The 18743-nt window shown below is 69.1% G+C and carries 14 protein-coding genes; 7 read left to right on the top strand and 7 right to left on the bottom strand.

Annotated features, from left to right (window positions below):
- Positions 1-13: 13 nt before the first annotated feature.
- The 6 genes from WT60_RS17345 to WT60_RS17315 form a co-directional block, all read right to left on the bottom strand.
- Entirely contained in the window at positions 14-3295 is a 3282-nt protein-coding gene (locus tag WT60_RS17345; RefSeq protein ID WP_060356817.1) for a hypothetical protein, read from the bottom strand.
- A complete protein-coding gene (locus WT60_RS35720) occupies positions 3268-3483 on the bottom strand; it encodes a hypothetical protein (protein WP_081989341.1) in 216 nt (71 codons plus the stop codon). The genes WT60_RS17345 and WT60_RS35720 overlap by 28 nt, the downstream gene beginning before the upstream one ends.
- 975 nt (positions 3484-4458) lie before the next feature.
- Positions 4459-4800, bottom strand: coding sequence for a hypothetical protein (locus WT60_RS17330; protein WP_038744420.1), 342 nt, complete (start codon positions 4798-4800; stop codon positions 4459-4461).
- Between the two features lie 58 nt (positions 4801-4858).
- On the bottom strand, positions 4859-5236 hold the full coding sequence (locus WT60_RS17325; RefSeq protein ID WP_038744477.1) for a hypothetical protein: 378 nt from the start codon (positions 5234-5236) through the stop codon (positions 4859-4861).
- Between the two features lie 634 nt (positions 5237-5870).
- A complete protein-coding gene (locus WT60_RS35715) occupies positions 5871-6050 on the bottom strand; it encodes a hypothetical protein (protein WP_082717533.1) in 180 nt (59 codons plus the stop codon).
- Positions 6047-6400, bottom strand: a complete 354-nt coding sequence (locus WT60_RS17315; protein ID WP_038744419.1) for a hypothetical protein — start codon at positions 6398-6400, stop codon at positions 6047-6049. Before WT60_RS17315 ends, WT60_RS35715 begins: the two co-directional genes overlap by 4 nt.
- Positions 6401-6668: 268 nt before the next feature.
- Between WT60_RS17315 and WT60_RS17310 the strand changes: the two genes are divergently transcribed.
- The 6 genes from WT60_RS17310 (at position 6669) to WT60_RS17285 (ending at position 15767) form a co-directional block, all read left to right on the top strand.
- Positions 6669-7667, top strand: a complete 999-nt coding sequence (locus tag WT60_RS17310; RefSeq protein ID WP_052145001.1) for an FHA domain-containing protein — start codon at positions 6669-6671, stop codon at positions 7665-7667.
- A gap of 10 nt (positions 7668-7677) precedes the next feature.
- The gene (locus WT60_RS17305; RefSeq protein ID WP_060356818.1) at positions 7678-11778 is read left to right on the top strand and encodes a TOMM system kinase/cyclase fusion protein; all 4101 of its coding nucleotides are present in this window, start codon (positions 7678-7680) and stop codon (positions 11776-11778) included.
- The gene (locus WT60_RS17300; RefSeq protein WP_038744416.1) at positions 11775-12137 is read left to right on the top strand and encodes a BMA_0021/BMA_0022 family TOMM bacteriocin; all 363 of its coding nucleotides are present in this window, start codon (positions 11775-11777) and stop codon (positions 12135-12137) included. The genes WT60_RS17305 and WT60_RS17300 overlap by 4 nt, the downstream gene beginning before the upstream one ends.
- Before the next feature lies 1 nt (position 12138).
- On the top strand, positions 12139-12498 hold the full coding sequence (locus WT60_RS17295; RefSeq protein WP_038744415.1) for a BMA_0021/BMA_0022 family TOMM bacteriocin: 360 nt from the start codon (positions 12139-12141) through the stop codon (positions 12496-12498).
- Positions 12499-12591: 93 nt separating this feature from the next.
- The gene (locus tag WT60_RS17290; protein ID WP_060356819.1) at positions 12592-14892 is read left to right on the top strand and encodes a TOMM precursor leader peptide-binding protein; all 2301 of its coding nucleotides are present in this window, start codon (positions 12592-12594) and stop codon (positions 14890-14892) included.
- A 101-nt stretch (positions 14893-14993) separates the two neighbouring features.
- Positions 14994-15767, top strand: coding sequence for a class II aldolase/adducin family protein (locus WT60_RS17285; protein ID WP_038744413.1), 774 nt, complete (start codon positions 14994-14996; stop codon positions 15765-15767).
- Positions 15768-16138: 371 nt separating this feature from the next.
- Here WT60_RS17285 and WT60_RS35230 read toward each other — a convergent pair whose 3' ends face one another.
- Positions 16139-16366: a hypothetical protein gene (locus WT60_RS35230; protein ID WP_236860832.1), complete on the bottom strand. Its 228-nt coding sequence runs from the start codon at positions 16364-16366 to the stop codon at positions 16139-16141.
- Between WT60_RS35230 and WT60_RS17270 the strand changes: the two genes are divergently transcribed.
- Positions 16287-18626: an EAL domain-containing protein gene (locus tag WT60_RS17270; RefSeq protein WP_060356830.1), complete on the top strand. Its 2340-nt coding sequence runs from the start codon at positions 16287-16289 to the stop codon at positions 18624-18626. The genes WT60_RS35230 and WT60_RS17270 overlap by 80 nt on opposite strands.
- The last annotated feature ends 117 nt before the right edge of the window (positions 18627-18743 follow it).

Here is an 18743-nt window from a genome sequence, read left to right as displayed (position 1 = left end):
TCCCGATCGGAATTCAGCTGCGCGGCTTGAACGCGTAGTCGATGACGAGCACGAGATTGATGAGCGACGACAGATCGAGCTTGCCGCCCGGCGCGAGCGACGGATTCGCGGCGGCGCCGAGCGTGAGCGTCCAGTCGCCGAGCGCGGAGCCGCCGACGGCGCCCGCCCACGCGCTGCCCGCGCCCTGCGACGAGATCGCGCCCGTCGCGTCGGTCACGCCGGACAGCGCGCTCTTGCCGGGCGCGGCCAGCGCGATCGTGACGTTCGACGCGGACGTGCCCGGCTTCATCGCGACGAGCAGGCTCGCCGCGGTGACGCTCGGCGCGGTCTGATCGATCGGGAAATCCGCGGCGGACAGGTTGAGCGTCAGCGCGCCCGTCGACACGAAGCCGTAGAACAGGTCCGGATACAGCCATGCGAGCGGAATCGAACGCTCGCGGTTGTAGAAGCCGGGCCGGCTCGCGAGCTGCGCGAGCACGGGCTGCACGAGGCGCGGATCGAAGCGCGCTTCGTAGATGAACGTCAGCACGACGTCGGTCAGCGTGCCGTAGTTGATGTCGTTGAGCGCGGGCGGCAGGCTCAGTGTCCAGCTGCTCGCGACGCCCGCGCCTTCGAAGATGCCCGTCTGGTTGTCGGGCGGCGGCGCGAGCACCGCGTCCTGCACGGGATCGTAGTCCGAAATGATTTGCGTCTCCGCGCTCTGCACGCGCACCTTGCTCGGCGCGGCGGGCGTCGCGACGTCGGCGGGCAGCCGGTAGAACGAGATGCCGTCGTTGCCGAGCGTGCCGGACACGCCCGTGGGCGGCACGATGCCCTGCACCGACACGAGCACGCGCCGGATGCGGCCCTGGTAGGTGCCGGGGTAGGCGGAATCGAAATCGTCGAGCGTCGTCTCGAACGTCATCGTGCCCGTCTTGCGGAGCTGCGTCTCGAACAGGTAGCCGTAGCGGCTCGCGAGCGAGATCGACTGCTTCAGGTACTGCTTCTTGCCGCGCTTCGCGTTGACGAGATCGTCGGTGAACGACTGGATGTCGGCCATCAGCGCGTCCGCGGCGAGCAGCCCGTCGACGACGCCCTGATACGACGCCTTGATGAACGACACGCTCGTGTCGTTCTCGAAGTTGTACGCCTGCTGCATCAGCTTCGCCGCGCGCAGCGCCATGTCCATGTAGCGTTCGTAGATCTGATCGACGAAGTTGCCCATCGCTCGCCAGACCTGCGGCGTGAACGTGTCCGCATCGAACACGCCGAGCGTCTGCGCGGCCGCTTGCGCGTTGAGCTGAGCGACCGCGAGATTCGCGCCGGCCGCGCTCACCTGCGCGTTCGCCGCGGCGGCCTGCGCCTGGGCCTGCGCGAGCGCCTGCTGCATTTCGCTCGTCGTGCGGTTCATGCTGTCGATCTGGAACTGCTGGCTCAGGCGGTTCGCGGCGAGATTGGTGGCGGCCGCGACGGTCGCCGAATCGCCGGAGATCCTCTGGCCCGACAGATATTGGTTCGCCATCGCGCTCACGCCGTTGTAGTCGCCGTCGTCGCCGCCCGACACCTGCTGGCCCGTCGCCTGGATGATGATCACCTGGCTGTTGAGCGATCCGTACTCCTGCGCATTCTTCGCGGCGTTCGTCGCGCGCGTCTGCGCGACCGTCACGCCTGCCTGATACGCCTGCGCCTGCGCTTGCGCGACGGCGAGCTGCTGCTGCGCGGCGTTGACCTGGCCGTTCGCCTGCGACACCTGGTTCGCGAGCTCGGTGCGCGTCAATGTCGCCTGGTCCGCCTGGTTCCAGAAGTTGATGACCTGGTTTTCCGCCTGCTGCGCGAGCTGCGCGAAATTGATCGCGACCTGCTGCAGATAGCTGAACGACCAGATCGGCACGGCCGCCGCGTAGGTGCCCCAGTAGTCGAGCCCCGCGCCGATCTGCACGAGCTTCGCGTAGACCTTGAGAAGGACGGCCGCGATCGCGACGTCGTCGGCCGACACGCCGCTCGTGCCCGTTTGCGCGAGCGTCGCGAGCTGCGGCAGCAGCGCGGTCGCGCTCTTCGCGGCGCTCGCGAGCCCCGCGATCTGGTAGAGCGACGCCGCGGGCGCGGCCGGGCTGCCCGGCGTGACGACCTTGCTGTAGATCGCCGTCGCGCCCGCGCGGTCGCCCTGCTGGTAGAGGCTGTCACCCCAGGCGCCGTAGAGCCCCGCGAGCGCGACCCACACGTACGGGCCTTCCGTCGTCGTGTTGATGTACGCGTAGGCCGCCGCCTGCAGGTAGTAGGTCTCGGCGTTCGCGTAGTCGCCGAGCGCCTGGTAGCACTGCGCGATCGCGAGCGGGATCGTATAGAAGTAGTCGTGCGGGAGCAGCACCGAGCGCTCCCAGAGGCTGTTCGCGTTCGTCAGCGCGTCGGGCAGCGCGGTCGCGGCCGCATGCGGCGCATAGAGGATCGTCTTGATCGACGCGATGTCCGGCGTGCCGCTCGCCGCCCACTGGATCGTCTTGACCGCGGTTTGCGCGCCGCTGCCCGTCAGGAGTCCGACCTGCTTTTGCGCGAGCAGCGTGATCGGCAATTTCGGTATCGGCAGGATCTTGATCGGCGTGAGCGCCGCGGGCGCGAGGTCGATGCCGCGTTGCGGCAGCGCGCCTGTCACCGCCGGATGAAAGGCCGGCGTCGCGCCCGGCGCGGCCGGCGGCGCGACGTTCGGATTCGCGGCCGGATGCACGGTCGGGTTCGGCATCTGCGGCGGCGAGAACGCGCCGGCGACGGTCGCGTCGAGCGCCTTCGCACGCGCGACGGCCACGCTGCTCGCGGCGCTGTTGCCTTGCGCCGTGTAGACCGATGCGAGCTGCATGTCCGACAGCGCCTGCGCGGTCGCGGCCGGATTCGCGCTGACGGGCGTGAGCCCCGCGCCGTGCAGCGCGGCGGCGCCGGCGAGCGCCTGCGCGGGCGGCGGCGTCGCGGGCCGCACGGGGCTCGCCGGCGCCGGCACGGACAGCACGTTCAGCCATTGCGACGTCGCGGACAGCAGCGAATCGAAGAGCGCGGGATCGCGCGGCAGCCGCGAGCGCAGCCTGCCGCCCAACTCGGGGTCCCATTGCGGATCGAGCTGCGAGTAGATCAGCGATTCGCAGGCGAAGTAATCGTCGAGCGCGTCGTCGTACGCGCGGGCCTTGAACGACGCGGCGGCCGACGCGAGCAGCGCATCGATCTGCGCGAGCAGCGCGGCGTCCGTGTTCGACGTGCCGACCGCGCGCGGATTGACGGGCGGACGATCGATGAAGCTGTAGGTCAAAACGCGCTGTGTGAGCGAAAGCATCGTGGCGCCCCCCGGCAATGGCGCGCGGCCGCGTTCGATCGCCGGATGGCGGTCGGCCGGCCGAGCACCTGGTTCACTGTTGCAACTTCGTTCGCGCGGACAGCGATGACGGCGTCGAGCGGTGCGCGCCGCTTTTGCCGAGGCAATGCGAAATCGAAAACCGGCGTGTCGAGACAATGGGAGTGCATGCCCGTGTGCATGCGGGCGCGTCGTCTCTTTAAATGATTCCTTGTCTCAATATCGTTATTGTCAGATCAATTCGACTGTCGAAATTTTTCCAATTCGCCCGAAAAGACAAACCGCCGACAGCCAGGTCGAGACGCGCCCTGTTCTTGCGCGGATGCGTGGGACCCCGTCGCGGCGTGCGCCGCGCACCGCGAGCAAGCGGTTTCTTTCTGACTTCGCGCGCTTGCCGGAACGTGGCTTGCTCTACTTTAGGCGGATATTCGGTTAAGTCAATTCGCAACTTTGAAGCAATTCGTTCGCCATTGGATCGGCTGGCCGATTTCATTTAAAAGGCCATTCAATTGCGTCGGCAATTAATTAAGAATTACATGCCGGCATGCAAGGGCGAGCAAGCGGGCGCTGCCGGTTCGATGCGAAGGCGCACGGCGCTTGCGCCGCGTGCGCCGCCTGCGGCCGGTGCATGGCCGGTGCGCGGCCGCCGCTTGCCTCGAATGCGACGTGCGCCGCCTGCGGCCGATCACGTTCGGTCACGCTCGACCCTTCGGCGCGCACGGAAACGAGACGGCCGATTCGCCGCGCGTCATTCGGCATCCTGACAGAACAATTTCAATCCGATGTCGGAATCGTCGACGACATAGCGGGCGCGCCGCGTCGCTCATGCGCGTGTCGCTTCGCCCGCCGCGCGAAAAACAAAACCCGGCGGGCCCCACCGGACCGCCGGGTTTTTCGTTTGCGCGTTGATTGTTCTATCGATCCCGCCGAATTTGGGCGAGAACGCTTGTGTTATCGCGCAACGACTCCAAGGTGCCACCGAACGCGTTTTTATTCCGGACGGGCGATGCGTTGCCCGCCGGGCGCCGTTTCGAATCGACGACGCACGATTTGCCGCAGCCGATGTCCGTCGCGCGTGCTCCGCTCGCCGCCGCCGCGGTTCGCCGCGGCGGCCGGTTCGCAGTCAGCCGGCCCTCGTTCGACGGTCACAGGCCGAGCGTGCCGCTCTTGCTCGTCCCCCCGATGATCGGCGCGCAGACGGTCAGCCGGTAATCCAGCTTCTTGCCGGGCACGTCGAGCGTCAGATCGACTTCGGACTTCAGCTTGTCGACCGCGCCGCCGAACCTGCCGCTCGGATGCGCGGGGTTCAGCGTGCAGCCGCCGATCCACTGCCGGGCGATGTACAGCTCGGCCGTCGCGGAAGCCGGTTCCCCGCTGACGCGAAACTCCAGCGTGACCGGGCCGATCGTCACCGAATGGCCGGACGCGTTGAAGATACTCTCGTCGAGCTGGTCGGCCCGAATGTGTGCGAGCAGGTCCTGGTTCATGCCCGTTCTCTTGTTGTTGTCGTCAGGAGATCGAAGCGGACGAGCGGCGATCGTCCGCTTACTCGGCGTCGAGCGTCGCCGCGGCGGCCGACACGGCCTCGTGACGAAACAGCCCGACTCTCACGGGGATGATCCCGTTCGCACCGCGAATGAAGATCTCCTTGTGATACTGGCTCTCGAACGAGCAAGTCGGCGTGCGGTACTTCTTGACGGTCGGCGACGGGCGCCCCGCGATGCCCGCGACCTCGAGCAGCACCCCGCCGATGAAGCCGGGATCGTGCACGAGATGGATGTTGCCGACGTTGAGCGGCGCCGCGCCTTCCGCGACGATGTGCAGGAACCCCGGCGTATGCGGGCTCAGGGCCGTGAACGTGGCCGTTGCGCTCGTCACCGAGACGAGGACCCGGCGTGGCTCGATGATGTCCGACGAACTCATGTTGGTCTCCGCGCGCTGCTTGTCCGCAGCGTCATGTATCGAGAGAAGCATCGTTGCCGGCATGCGGCGGTGCCGGTGAAACGAACGATACGGCGGCGGCGGAGCGAAATCCATTACATGCGATTACGCGCGGCGAGCCATGCGACGGATCGTTCGTCCTTCCTGCGCTCGCGTGCCGCAGGCGACATGACGGGCCGTCGAGGCGGCGGCCCGCGTTTCCGTTTTGCGTTCGATTGCATTCGAGCCAGGCGACGCACGCGCGACGTCGCGACGTCGCGACGTTCGGCGCTGTCACGGCGCTGTCACGGCGCGGCGCCATGCGCGATCGATTCGCGGCGCGCGCGGCCTGCATCGATGCGCGCGGCCGTCGCCGACGCCGGGGTTCGACGCGCAATCGATTTCGTCGCCGCCGCCCGTTGCCATGCAGGCCGGCGTGCGCGTGTGCGCATGCACGCGTGAAAACATCCTGTTTCCGACCGGCGCTTATATCGACTGTAACAGTCGACGATGCATTCGATTCGACGGCCGCGTGCCTATTGCGCGGCGTCGCGATGAAGCGCATTCGACGCGCCGCGTTTTCGCATCCGCATATCGATAATCGCGACGCATCGCGCGCGTTTCGAGCGGCCGTCGGTCATTCGATAAAAAAGGCCCGGCGATCCGTCGCCGGACGCCGGGCTCTTTCGTTCGCTTGTTGTTGTTCGACGATTTTCTGGCTTTGACGGAATTCGTCGTCTGTTGTCATGCAAACGATTCGGAATGCGGTGCGGTTCGCCGCCGGCCGGTTTCGATCCGGCCGGCGCGCCGCGCTCACGCGGCGTCGAGCGACTGCAGGAATGCGTCGGCTTCTTCGTGCGGGATCTGCTTGACCTCGACGACTTCGGTCTTGTTGCTGCCGTGCACGACGATCGTCGGGTGGAACACGCCCTGGAACGTATGTCGCACGCGATACGGCCGCGTGCCGTTCGTGAGCGGTCCCGTCCAGCCCATCACGTCGATCTTCAGTCCGCCGACGAAGTGCGGATCGCGTACCAGTTGAATGCCAGTCGTGAAGCGCGGCGCGTTGCCTTCCACCTCGACGATGAGGGCGCCGGGCACGCGCAGACCGAGCCACACGTAAGTGGCGCTCGCTTTTTCGAATGGTTCGGGTCCATAAAATCCCATGGCGGTCTCCAAACGCTAGATATCCGTAACATTTTCGGAATATTGAATCGTGACCGGCTTACGGCCGCGCCGGTGAAACAAAAAATAGGCAACGCGATCGGCGAAATCCATTACACCCAATTACGGCTTGTCGGCGATGCGGCGCTTGCCTATGATTCAACAGAATCTGATATTCGACCGTCAATCATTCACATAAGACGCGCACGACGTCCTAATCGGGTGCCGCCGGACGCCGTGCATTTTTCCGCAGGTCGACGAAATGGCGTTATTGGAAAACGGTCTTTCCGGGGAAGCCAGTCTGCTGCGCGCGCACCACGTATTGGGTCGCGATCCGCAGCGTTGCGACACGGTCATCGCCGATCCCTACGTGTCGCGCATCCATGCCAGCATCTGCTGGGCGGCGGGGCAGTGGGAACTGCACGATCACGGCCGCAACGGCACGTTCGTATCCGGGAGGTTCGTCGGCGAAGGCGAGTGCGTGGCGTTGCGCGACGGCGACCTGATCCAGTTCGGCAGCAGCGGCTCGGTGCGCTGGCGCGCGCGCCAACTGAGCGAGCCCGTCGACATGCTGTGGCCGCTGCGCGCGCCCGCGCAGCCGATCGCGCTCGATCGCGCGCAGGCGCTGCCGGGCGCGGCGATCACCGTGAGCCGCTCGGCGCAGGGCGACTGGCTTTGCAACGACACGGCGCCCGCGCGCGTGCTGCGCGACGGCGACGCGGTGATCTGCGGCGATTTCGCGTGGCAGCTCGTGCTCGCGCATCGCAACGTCACCGCCGCGCTGCCGCGCGTCGTGCAGGCCGCGACCTTGCCGCAGCGCGTCGACTTCACTGTGAGCCGCGACGAAGAGCACGTGACGGCGACGCTGCATACGCGCGGCGGCGCCGTCGACCTTGGCGCGCGCGCCCATCATTACTGCCTCGTGACGCTCGCCCGCGCGCGCTTTGCCGATGCGCAGGCCGGTTACGACGCCGCGTCGCAGGGCTGGATCGAGCTCGACGTGCTCGCGCGCATGCTCGGCCTCGACGAATCGCACGTCAACGTGCAGATCCATCGCGCGCGCACGCAGTTCCTGCCGCTCCTGTCCCCCGGTTCTCCCGAGCTCGTCGAGCGCCGCCGAGGCGGCGTGCGCTTCGGCGCGCTCGCTTTCCGCGTCGTGCGCGGCGACCGGCTCGAATGCCAGTCGGCCGAGTCCGACGCTTTCACGATACCGCCCGATCCGGTCGCGCGCGGCGCGTCGACGCTCGTCTCGCCCGCCGCGCTGGGCTGAGCGGCGCTTCATGTCTGCTTCCGCACGGGCCGATCGCGCGCGCGCCGGCGATCGCGGCGCGCTGCGCGCGATCGCGCCGCCGCTGCCCGGCGACGGCGACGAGCTACAAGGCGAGCACCGTTACCGGCTCGGCGCCGTGCTCGGCGAAGGCGGCGCGGGCCGCGTGCACGAAGCGGTGAGGCTCGACACGTCGCAGCGCGTCGCCGTCAAGCTGCTGCGCGAGGACGCGCCGCGCGGCGCGCGCGAGCGCACCCGCCTGCGCGCGCGCTTTCGCCGCGAGATGGCGCTGTGCGCGCGGCTGTCGCATCCGAACATCGTCGCGCTGCTCGACAGCGGCGAGACGGCGGACGGCGTGCTGTTCGCGGTGTTCGAGCACGTTGCGGGCCGCACGCTGCGCGCGCTGCTCGCGGCCGACGGCGCGCTGCCCGCCGAGGCGACGGGCGCGCTGATGGCGCAGGTGCTCGACGGCCTCGCGCACGCGCATGCGAACGGCGTCGTGCATCGCGACTTGAAGCCGCAGAACGTGATGGTGACGACGCGCGACGGCGAGCCGTGCGCGAAGATTCTCGATTTCGGCATCGGCGCGCTGCTGCCGGACGCGCATGCGGGCGACGAACTGACGCTCACCGCGACGACCGAGGTGCTCGGCTCGCCGCAGTATTGCGCGCCCGAGCAATTGCGCGGCGAACCGCCGACCGCGAAGAGCGACTTCTACGCGTGGGGCCTGATGGTGATCGAATGCCTGACGGGGCAACCGGTGATGCAGGGCGCGAGCGTCGCGGACGTGCTGTATCAGCACCTGAGCCCCGTCGACGTCGCGCTGCCGCCCGCGATCGCCGCGCATCCGCTCGGCGACGTGCTGCGCGATGCGCTCGGCAAGGACCCGCGCCAGCGCGCGGAATCCGCGCAGACGCTTGCGAACCGGTTTCGCGCGATTCATTTTCCGGCGCTCGTCGGCGGCTTGCGCTACGGACGGCGCGCGCAGGCGGAGCCGGGCGTCGCGTATCGCGACCCCGGCGGGACGATCGCGGTTGACGCGCCCGTCGGGCGGCGGCAGATCACCGCACTGTGCTGCCGTGTCGCGGTCGCCGCGAACGGCGCGCAGCCGGACGACGCCGCGGCGGCCGAGGAAGCGCTCGACGTATTCCACGCGCAGTGGCTCACGCGCTGCTCGGACATCGCGGTGCGCTATGGCGGCCACGTCGCGGGCGCGCTCGGCGATACGCTGCTGTTCTACTTCGGCTATCCGGAAGGCATCGATCGGCCCGCTCAGCGCGCGTGCCGCGCGGCGCTCGAAATGACGCGGCACGCGGGGCAGACGGCGCTCGCGCCGCAACCGTCCGCCGACGGCGCGAGCGCGCCGGCATGGCGCATCGAGATCGCGGGCGCGATCCACGTCGGCACCGCGCTTGCGAACGCACGCGGCGCGTCGGGCGGCGCGATCGCGAGCGCGGCCGTCGGCCTGCAGCGCATCGCGCAGCCGGGGCGCATCCTGTTGAGCGACGAAGCGGCGCGCGCGCTCGAGCGCCACGTCGACGCCGCGGCGACGTCGCTCGCATTCGCCGCGCCAGGCGCGGCGCCGCAGCCCGTGCGCGAACTGCTCGGCGAGCGCTACGAGCGCGGGCCGTTCGAATCGCTCGAGCTCGGCGACGCGGCGCCGATCGTCGGGCGCGACCGCGAGCAGGCGGTGCTCGCGCGCGCGTGGCGCGATGCGGTGCGCGCGGCGGCGGGCGGCCCGCGCGCGGCCGCGCGGCGCGCGACGCTCGTCGTCGGCGAGCCGGGAATCGGCAAGTCGCGGCTCGTTCACGCGCTGCGCGAGACGGTGCGCGCACAGCACGGCGCGTGCGCCGCATGCGTGTGCCTGCCCGAGCAGACGAACCACGCGCTCTTTCCGATCCTGCGCTTCGTGCGCGCGCACTGGCAGCTCGACGCGGGCGATCCGCATGCGCTCGACCGGATGCTCGGAGCGTTCGACGGCGATCGCGCGTCCGCGCGCGCGACGCTCGCCGCATGGCTCGGCCTGCCGGGCGGCGCGGACAAGCTGCGCTGGTCGGGCGCGCGGCAGCAGCAGGCGCTCTTCGACGTGCTGTGCCAACTGCTCGGCTCGCTCGGCGGCGGCGGCCCGGTGCTGCTGATCGTCGACGACGTGCAATGGGTCGACAGCGCGACGGGCGATTTTCTCGACACGCTCGCGCGCCACCCTGCATGCGCGGCGGTGTGCGTCGTGCTGACGTCGCGGCCGGAGCAGCTCGAGCGGTGGCGGCGCGGCGCCGAGCGGCTGATGCTGCGCCGCCTGTCGGCTGCCGCGACGCGCAACCTGATCGTGTCGCTGATGCCCGACGCGGGCGCGGACCGCGCGGCGCTCGACTTCCTCGTGAAGCGCACGGGCGGCGTGCCGCTGTACGTCGAGGAAACGATTCGCGCGCTCGTCGAAGGCGGCATCGTGCCGACTGCGGGCGCGCGCCTGCCGGATCTCGCGGAAGCGGGGCGCTGCCCGCTGCCGGGCAGCCTGCGCGAGACGCTCGAGCTCGCGCTCGAACGCGCGGACGACGCGCTCGACACCGTCCAGCTCGCCGCGACGATCGGCCTCGAAGTCGACGCGCGGTTGCTTGCCGACGCGTCGCCGCGCGCGGGCGCGGAGCTCGACGACTGCCTGCGGCGTTTGCTCGAAGGCCGCGTGCTGTACGCGCAGCACCGCATCGGCGGCGCGACGTACGTGTTCCGTCACGCGCTGCTGCGCGAGGCCGCGTACGAATCGATGCCGGCCGCGACGCGCCGCGAGAATCATCGGCGCGTCGCGCAGGCGCTGCTCGCGCGTCCCGCGGGCGGTGATCCGGCGGCGCGCTCGGCGAGCATCGCCGATCATTTCGCGCGTGCGCATGCGTTCGCCGATGCGGCGCCGCACGGCATCGAAGCGGCGCGCCGCGCGCTCGAGCGCGCGCTGCACGACGACGCGATCCGCTATGCGGGCGCGGTGCGCGGCTGGCTGCTGCATTGCGACTATCCGGGGCGGGACGAAGACACGGTCGCGATCGATTTGACGCTCGCGCACGCGCAAATGGCGCGTGACGGCTGGGGCGATCCGCGCGTGCGCGAGCACACCGACCGCGTGCTGTCGCGCGTCGGTGCGCTGGGCGACGCGAAGGCCGCGGCGAGCGCGCTGTGGACGATCGCCGTGTATCACCACGTCGCCGGCGATCGCGCGGCGGTGCGCCGCATCGGCGCGCAGCTGTCCGAGCTCGCTCGCGCGTCGGCGCGTGCGGATCTCGGCGTCGCCGCCGATACGCTGCACGGAATGAGCCGCTGGATCGACGGCCACTACGCGCTCGCGCTCGGCGCGTTCGACGCGGCGCTCGCCGCCTACGATCCGCGCCGCGACGGCGATCATCGGCGCACGTTCGGCCTCGACACGCGTGCGTGGGCGCTGTCCGCGCGCGCGAGCGTGCTGTGGGGCATCGACGACGACGTCGCGCGCACGCTCGCGCTCGCGCACGACGCGGTTCATGTCGCGACCTGCAGCGATCATCTGCCGACGATCGGCGTGACGATGATGTACCTCGCGCGGATGCAGCAATGCGCGGGCGATCGCGACGGCGCGCGCGCGACGTCGGACGCGGTGCTGCGGCTGTCGCGCTGCTACGGGCTCAACGCGGTCGAGCGCTACGCGGCCGTCGTGCGCGCGTGGTGCGACGGCGATCGTGACGCGGCGCGCGCGAACGTCGACGCGTTGCGCCAATCGGGCTGCATGCTCGGACTCACGTATTACGCGTCGGTCGTCGCCGACATCGACGCGGCGCGCGGCGACGCACGCGCCGCGATCGCGACGCTCGACGAATGTCTCGCGCTCGCCGAATCGACGGACGAGCGCTATTACGTTGCGGAACTGCTGCTCAAGAAGGCGCGCTGCTTGTGTGACGCGCAAGGTCGAAGCGCGGCCGACGTGAGCGAAGCGGCCGGCGCGGCCGAATTGGCCGAAGCGGCCGTCGCGCTATGCGCGCAGGCGGCCGCCGTCGCGCGGCAGAGCGGCATGGCGCGAATCGAGAAGAAAGCGCAGACGGAGCTGCGCGAGTTGCAACGAGAACTCCGTTCAACCACGGGAGAAAAGCGATGATGGACCGAAGCCCCAGTATGCCGTCGTACGACCAGTTTCTCGAATACCGCGCCGTGATCGTGCAGGCGATCGCCGTGGCGTGGCATGACTCGAAGTTTCGCGAGCGGCTGGTCGCCGATCCGGTCGGAACGTTGCATGAGTACTTCGACTATCGGTTTCCGATGAAGATGCATTTGGAGGTGCACGAGAACAGCTCGGCGTGGACGCCGCTCACGAACGGCGGCTGGACGACGAACGAGGTCAACCGGCTCGCGCTCATGCTGCCGCCGGCGCCGCCGCCGGAGCAGCGCGCGGCCGCGCTCGCCGCGTACAACGCGAAGCACATTAGTCTGTTCGGACCGGACCGCAAGGAGATCTGACATGGCCGACAACAACGCAGTCCCCACTCAGGAATCACTGCTCGAGTTTCAGGAAGTCTATCTGCGCGCAATCGCGCTCTCTTGGGAGAACGAAGCGTTCAGGCAGATGCTGCTCGCCAATCCGTACGATGCGCTCGAACGCTATCTCGACTATCGCTGCCCGTGGATTCTGGATCTCAAGATCGTCGAAGTCGCCGCGAAGGACGGGTACGGCTGGCATCGCGAAACGCAGCGCTGGCATCTGCCTGTCAACACGATGAGCGTCGGCATTCCGACGCGGCCCGCCAACATCGCCGAGGAAGGCATCGCGCTCGCCGAATACAACGACGCCGGGCCGGCGTATCTGTTCACCTGCTGCTGAGCCGTCCACACGGCGACGCGCGGCGCGGCCCGAGGCGCTTGGTTCGCGGGCCGCGCCGCCCACTTCGATCGCGGTGTCCGATACGGGGGGACGATGCTCGACGACTTCTCGCGCGTGCTGCGTTTCAAGCCGCATCTGCTGGTGCGTGACGCCGGTCCCGGCGCGTTGTATGTGGTGGACGAATTCAGACGCTCGGTGCTGCCGGGCGACGTGTTTCCCGCGCTGGCCGCGTGCATGCGCGACGGCCTGACGATCGCGCAGACCTTCGCGGCGCTCGCCGCGCGCTTTTCGCAATGGGAGTTGCTCGGCGCGCTCGATCATCTGGCGCGGCGCGGCTACGTGCGCGCGGACGCGCCGGGCGAGCGCGACGCCGCGATCGGCTTCTTCGAACGAACGGGTGTGGACGGGGATGCGGCGGCCTGCATCGCATCGCGGCTCGCGGTCGCCGTCGAGGCGTTCGGCGTCGATCCGCGCGCGCAGCTCGACACGTTCGCCGCGTGCGGCATCGGCGTGGCGCCGGATGCGGCGCTGACGGTCGCGTTGACCGACGGCTACGATCGCGCCGAGCTGACCGATGCCGCCGAACGCGTGACGGCGCGCGGCGGCGCGCTGCTCGTCGTCGCGCCCGATCGTGTGGAGCCGCTGATCGGGCCGCTGCTTGGGCCGCTGATCGGGCCGCTGTTCGGCGCGTCGATCGGTCAGCCTGCGGCTGCAGCGGCATCGTCGACGGCGTCCGGCGAGACCGACGCGCCGCCGTGCATCGAATGCGTGCGCTACTGGACGGCGCTGAACCATCCGGTCGAGACGCTGCTTGCGCGCATGCACGGCAGCGGCGCGGCGCGCCTGCCGAGCGTGCACAGCCGCGCGAGCGCCGCGGCCGTCGCGGCCGTCGTCGCGTCGTTCGTCGAGCAGATCGCGGTGAACGCGCAACGCCGCCGTCATGCGGGCTCGCACATCGTGTCGCTTCGCATCGATACGCTCGCTACCGCCGCGCACCGCGTGGTCAGGCGCGCGCAGTGTCCGCGCTGCGGCAATGCGGCGTGGATGCGCGAGCAGGCGGAGCGTCCGGTGACGCTCGCGTCGGCGCAAGCCGGGGCGCACCGCGAAGGCGGCCATCGGACGCTCGCCGCCGGCGATCTCTTCAAACGCTACGGACATCTGATTTCTCCGGTGAGCGGCCCGATCGCCTATCTGCATCCGATGCCGGGGCGCAACGCCGGCATGCGGCACGTGTACGTCGCGGGCTATCTGGTGTGTCCGCAGCGCGCGCCGCGCGAGAACCGCTTCGACAAGCTGTGCTCGGGCAAAGGCGCAAGCGATGCGCAGGCGCGCGCGAGCGCGCTCGCCGAAGCGCTCGAACGCTTCAGCGGCGTTTATCAGGGAGACGAAGCGGCGTTGCGCGGCAGCCTCGCGGAGCTGTCCGCGCACGCGCCGCCGCATGGCGCGCCGATCGACGTCAACGCGCTGCAGCAATACAGCGATCGCCAGTTCGAGCGGCGCGAGCGCCACAACGCGACCACCGACGATCCGCGCAAGCAGGTGCCGCAGCGCTTCACGCCGCAAAGCGTGATCGACTGGACGCCTGCGTGGTCGATCGCGACGGGCGCGCGGCGGCTCGTGCCGCTTGCCTATTGCTACGCGGAAGCGCCCGCGTCGAGCGGCACCGCGTATTGCGTGCACAACCCGAACGGCTGCGCGGCGGGCGCGTGCATCGAGGAAGCGATCCTGCAGGGCCTGCTCGAGCTCGTCGAGCGCGATGCGGTGGCGATCTGGTGGTACAACGAACTTTGCCGGCCGGGCATCGACATCGCGAGCTTCGGCGATCCGTATTTCGACGCGCTCGTCGCCGAATACGCGTCGCTCGGCTGGCGCTTGTGGGCGCTCGACATCACGCACGACCTGCGCATTCCGGTGTTCGTCGCGCTCGCGCGCGAAACGGCGACGGGACGCTTCTCGATCGGTTTCGGCTGTCATCTCGACAGCCGGATCGCGCTGCAGCGCGCGCTCACCGAGGTGAACCAGTTGCTCGACGTCGGCGCGTCGGCGCCGCCGCCGTGGGACGCCGACAAACTGTCCGGCGAGGCCTTCCTGCATCCCGATTCCGCGCTGCCGCCGATGCGCGCGCCGTTGCGTGCGACGGGGACGGCCGCCGATCTGAAGAGCGACGTCGAACGCTGCGTCGCGCGGCTGTCGGCCGCGGGCATCGATACGCTCGTCGTCGACAAGACGCGGCCCGACATCGGGCTGCCGGTCGTGCAGGTGATCGCGCCCGGCCTGTGCCACTTCTGGCCGCGCTTCGGCGCGCAGCGGCTGTATTCGGTGCCCGTTCTCGAACGTTGGCGCGAGCGGCCGCGCGACGAAGACGCGCTCAATCGCGCGCTGCTGTTTCTGTAGCGGCGTGGCCGGCGGCCGCGGCTGCCGGGCTTTCGGGCGCCGCGCCCGTTGCGCGCGCGCGGCGCGTTCGCATCGATGCCATTCGACGAGGAACGCACGTCATGACTCAAGCACAGAATCAGCCGTTCGCCCGCCCGTCGCGCATTGCCGAAGCGGAGTGGCAAGCGCGCGTTCAACTGGCGGCCGCCTATCGGATCTTCGACCATCTCGGCTGGAGCGAGCTGATCTACAACCACATCTCGCTGCGCGTGCCCGGCGAGGCCACCCATTTCCTCATCAATCCGTTCGGGCTGCATTACCGCGAGGTCCGCGCGTCGAATCTGGTGAAGGTCGACGTCGACGGCCATCCGGCCGGCCATGCGGACTGGCCGGTCAACCCCGCCGGCGTGACGTTTCATGCGGCGATTCACGCGGCGCTGCCGGATGCGCACTGCGTGATGCACGTGCACACCACGCCGACGATGGCCATATGCGCATCTCGGCGCGGGCTGTCGTTCTCCAATTTCTATGCGGCGCAACTGCACGGCCGCGTCGCCTATCACGATTTCGAAGGCATCACGGTGCGGCCCGACGAAGGCCAGCGGATCGTCGACAGCGCGGCGGGGCGCCCGGTGCTGCTGCTGCGCAATCATGGGCCGGTCACGATCGGCCGCACGCTTGCGCATGCGTTCTCGCTGATGTGGCTGCTCAATCGCGCATGCGAAGTGCAGGTCGCGACGCAGGCGGTGGGCATGCCGCTCGAGATCGACGCGCCGATTCTCGACGCGTGCGCGCGCGATTCGCTGAATCTCGATCCGCGCTACGGCGCGGGGCAGGATGCGTTCGATGCACTGCAGCGAATCGTCGATCGGCTCGATCCGAGCTATCGGAGCTGAATGCGCGGGGCGCGATGATTGCGCTCGAAATCGTTCACCGGATCGACTTCAAATATTAAGAATCAATTGATCCGGAACATCGTCATTCGGAAGCAAAATTTGATGGTTTATTGTTTGAATTTAGATTTCAATAGATTATTTTCGCATGCTGTCGATGCGGCATGCATACGAATGTATTTTCGTCCGATGTTTGGCCGAACGGCATGCCAGAAGAGCCAAAGCAGGAAAAGCGGATGTCGCGTACGGAGCGCCTTAATTTGAAATGAATTGCGTCACCCAGCCCACACACTCGCGTCACGATGTCGTGGATGATCGCATCAAGTCGAATGGGCGCAAATCAAAATCGATTTGGTATCCGAATTTCGGATCGATTAACGGAATGCGTCCTCGAAATGATCGCGGCCTGCCGCTTCCGGTGATGCATCGATGGCTTCCGTCCCCAGTCGATTGTTTTGCGATCCGATCGCACGGCGCGTTCGGCGCTCGCGCGCGGCCATCGCGATCGCGCTGACGGCGGCCTTGCTCGGCACGGCGCTGCTGTCGGCCGAGCTTCGCGAAATTGCGCGCGGCCGCGCGTATTTCGCGATGCCGGCGAGCATTTGCGCGCACCTTTCCCGTCGCGCGTTCGGCGCGGGCGGCATCGTCGCGGCGCCGTCATGGCACGCGGCGCAGAGCGGCGCGGCGGCGTTCGTCCACGCGCCGCGTGACGATGCGGCGCCGGATCTCGACGCGATCGAGCGCGTGCTCGGCCGCATCGGCGTGCACGAGCGGCGCGCACGCGGCACGACGTGCACGGCGGATGCGGCGAACGCGATGGCCTCGGACGAATTGCTCGGGTGGCGGCTCGGGCCCGCGCGCGCATGCACGCTCGCGCAGTCGGCGTGGGGCGATGCGCCCGACCGCAGCACCGACGCCGTGCCGCGCACCGCTTCGAACACGATGCCGCGACGGTCCCAGGCGGGCGCCGCGGCAGTCCCACAATTTCGCTCGCACTCGAACATGATTCACTCGACGTTTCGCGAACCGCTCGCCATCATGCTTGCCCTCGGCGTACTCGGCATGATCGCGCTCGCACTGCTGCCCGTGTTCCGGATCAGACGGCTCGCGCTTCGCCTCGGCGAAGCGGAAGGGGCACTCGCCATGAGCGAGGCGCGCGCCCGCGCGGCGCTCGTCGCCGTCGGCGACGGCGTGATCTTCACCGGCCGGGCCGGGCGCGTCGAATGCCTGAATCCCGCGGCCGAGCGATTGATCGGCATGCTTGCCGACGATTGCCGGGGCCGCCCGCTCGTCTCGGCGCTGCGCTTGTCGCGCGCGGACGGCGAAGCGGCCGATTCGTCAGGCTCGCCCGTCTCGCCCGACGCATCGCTCGGCGATCTCGAGGAAGGCGGCAGCCGCGATGTGATGCTGCATCGCACCGACGGCGGCGCGATCGCCGTGCGCGCGACGGCGTCGTCGATCGCGCCGCCGTCCGGGCACGTGCCGCGCGCATCCGGCAGCGGCCGCGTGCTCGTGCTGAAGAGTCTCGCGACGGAGCACGACCTCGTGCGCCGCCTTGCATGGCAGACGACGCACGATCCGCTCACCGGCCTGCCGAACCGCGCGGAGTTCGAACGTCACGTTCACTTCGCGCTCGCGGCCGATGCGTGCGGCCCGGTCGCGCTGCTGTTCGTCGATCTCGATCGCTTTCGGATCGTCAACGACACGTGCGGCTACGCGGCGGGCGACGCGATGCTCGCCGCGCTCGCCGCGCGCCTCGTCGCGTGCGCGGCGTCGGCCGGCATCGTCGCGCGGCTCGGCGGCGACGAATTCTGCGTGCTGCTCGACGCGCACGACGAAGCGGCGGCCGTATGCGCGGCCGAGCGCTTGCGCGCGAGCGTCGACGGCTTCGTGTTTGCGTGGGACAGCCAGCCGTTCTCGGTGACGGCGAGCGTCGGCGTCGCGCTGCTCGGCGCGCCGGAACGCACGCGGCGCGTCGAGGATGCGGTGCGCCTCGCGGGCATCGCGTGCGACGTCGCAAAGGCGCGCGGGCGCAATCGCGTGCAGCTCGCCGATCCGCACGATCGCGAGCTCGCGCATCACATCAGCGATGTCTCGTGGTGCGCGCGCGTGAGGCAGGCGCTCGAATTCGACGATTTCTGCCTGTACGTGCAGCCGATCGTCGATACCGCGACGCACGGCGAGACGGGCTTGCCGCCGCGTGCGAGCCGAGGCGAGCTGCTGCTGCGGATGGGCGCGCTCGGCGAGCGCGACAGCGTCGCGCCGCCCGGTCTTTTCATACGCGCGGCCGAGCGCTACGGGCTCGTGACCGACATCGACCGCTGGGTCGTGCGCACGGTGCTCGACGCGCTCGCGCGCACGCGTTGCCGGCGCTTTACCGAATATGCGATCAATCTGTCCGGGATATCGATCGGCGACGAACGCTTCCTCGGCTACGTGCTCGAGCAGTTCGCGCGCACGGGTGTCGCGCCGGCGCTGATCTGCTTCGAGATCACCGAGACGGCCGCGATCGCGAACCTCACCGGCGCGCTGCGCTTCATGCACGAGCTGAAGGCGCTCGGCTGCCGGTTCGCGCTCGACGATTTCGGCGCGGGGATGGCGTCGCTCAGCTATCTGAAGCAACTGCCGGTCGAGTATCTGAAGATCGACGGCAGCTTCGTGACGGACATCGCGAACGATGCGGCGAGCCTCGACATCGTTGCTTCGATCAACGACATCGGGCATGCGATGAACTGCAAGACGGTTGCCGAATACGTCGACAGCGCGGCGACGCTGCAGAAGCTCACCGCGCTCGGCGTCGACTATGCGCAAGGGTATTACATCGGGCGGCCCGTGCCGTGGTGCGAGGCGGCGTATTCGTAGCGGCGCAGGCGGCGCAGGCGGCGATCACGGGCGGCGATCGTCAGCCGTGCGCCGCGTACCGTTCGTCGTGCTTCGCTCGCCAGTCGCCAGTCGCCGGTCGCCCGACGTCAGACATCG

This window comes from Burkholderia sp. MSMB617WGS (assembly GCF_001532025.2).
GTDB lineage: Bacteria > Pseudomonadota > Gammaproteobacteria > Burkholderiales > Burkholderiaceae > Burkholderia > Burkholderia savannae.
This window is presented reverse-complemented; position numbering and strand designations above follow the sequence as displayed.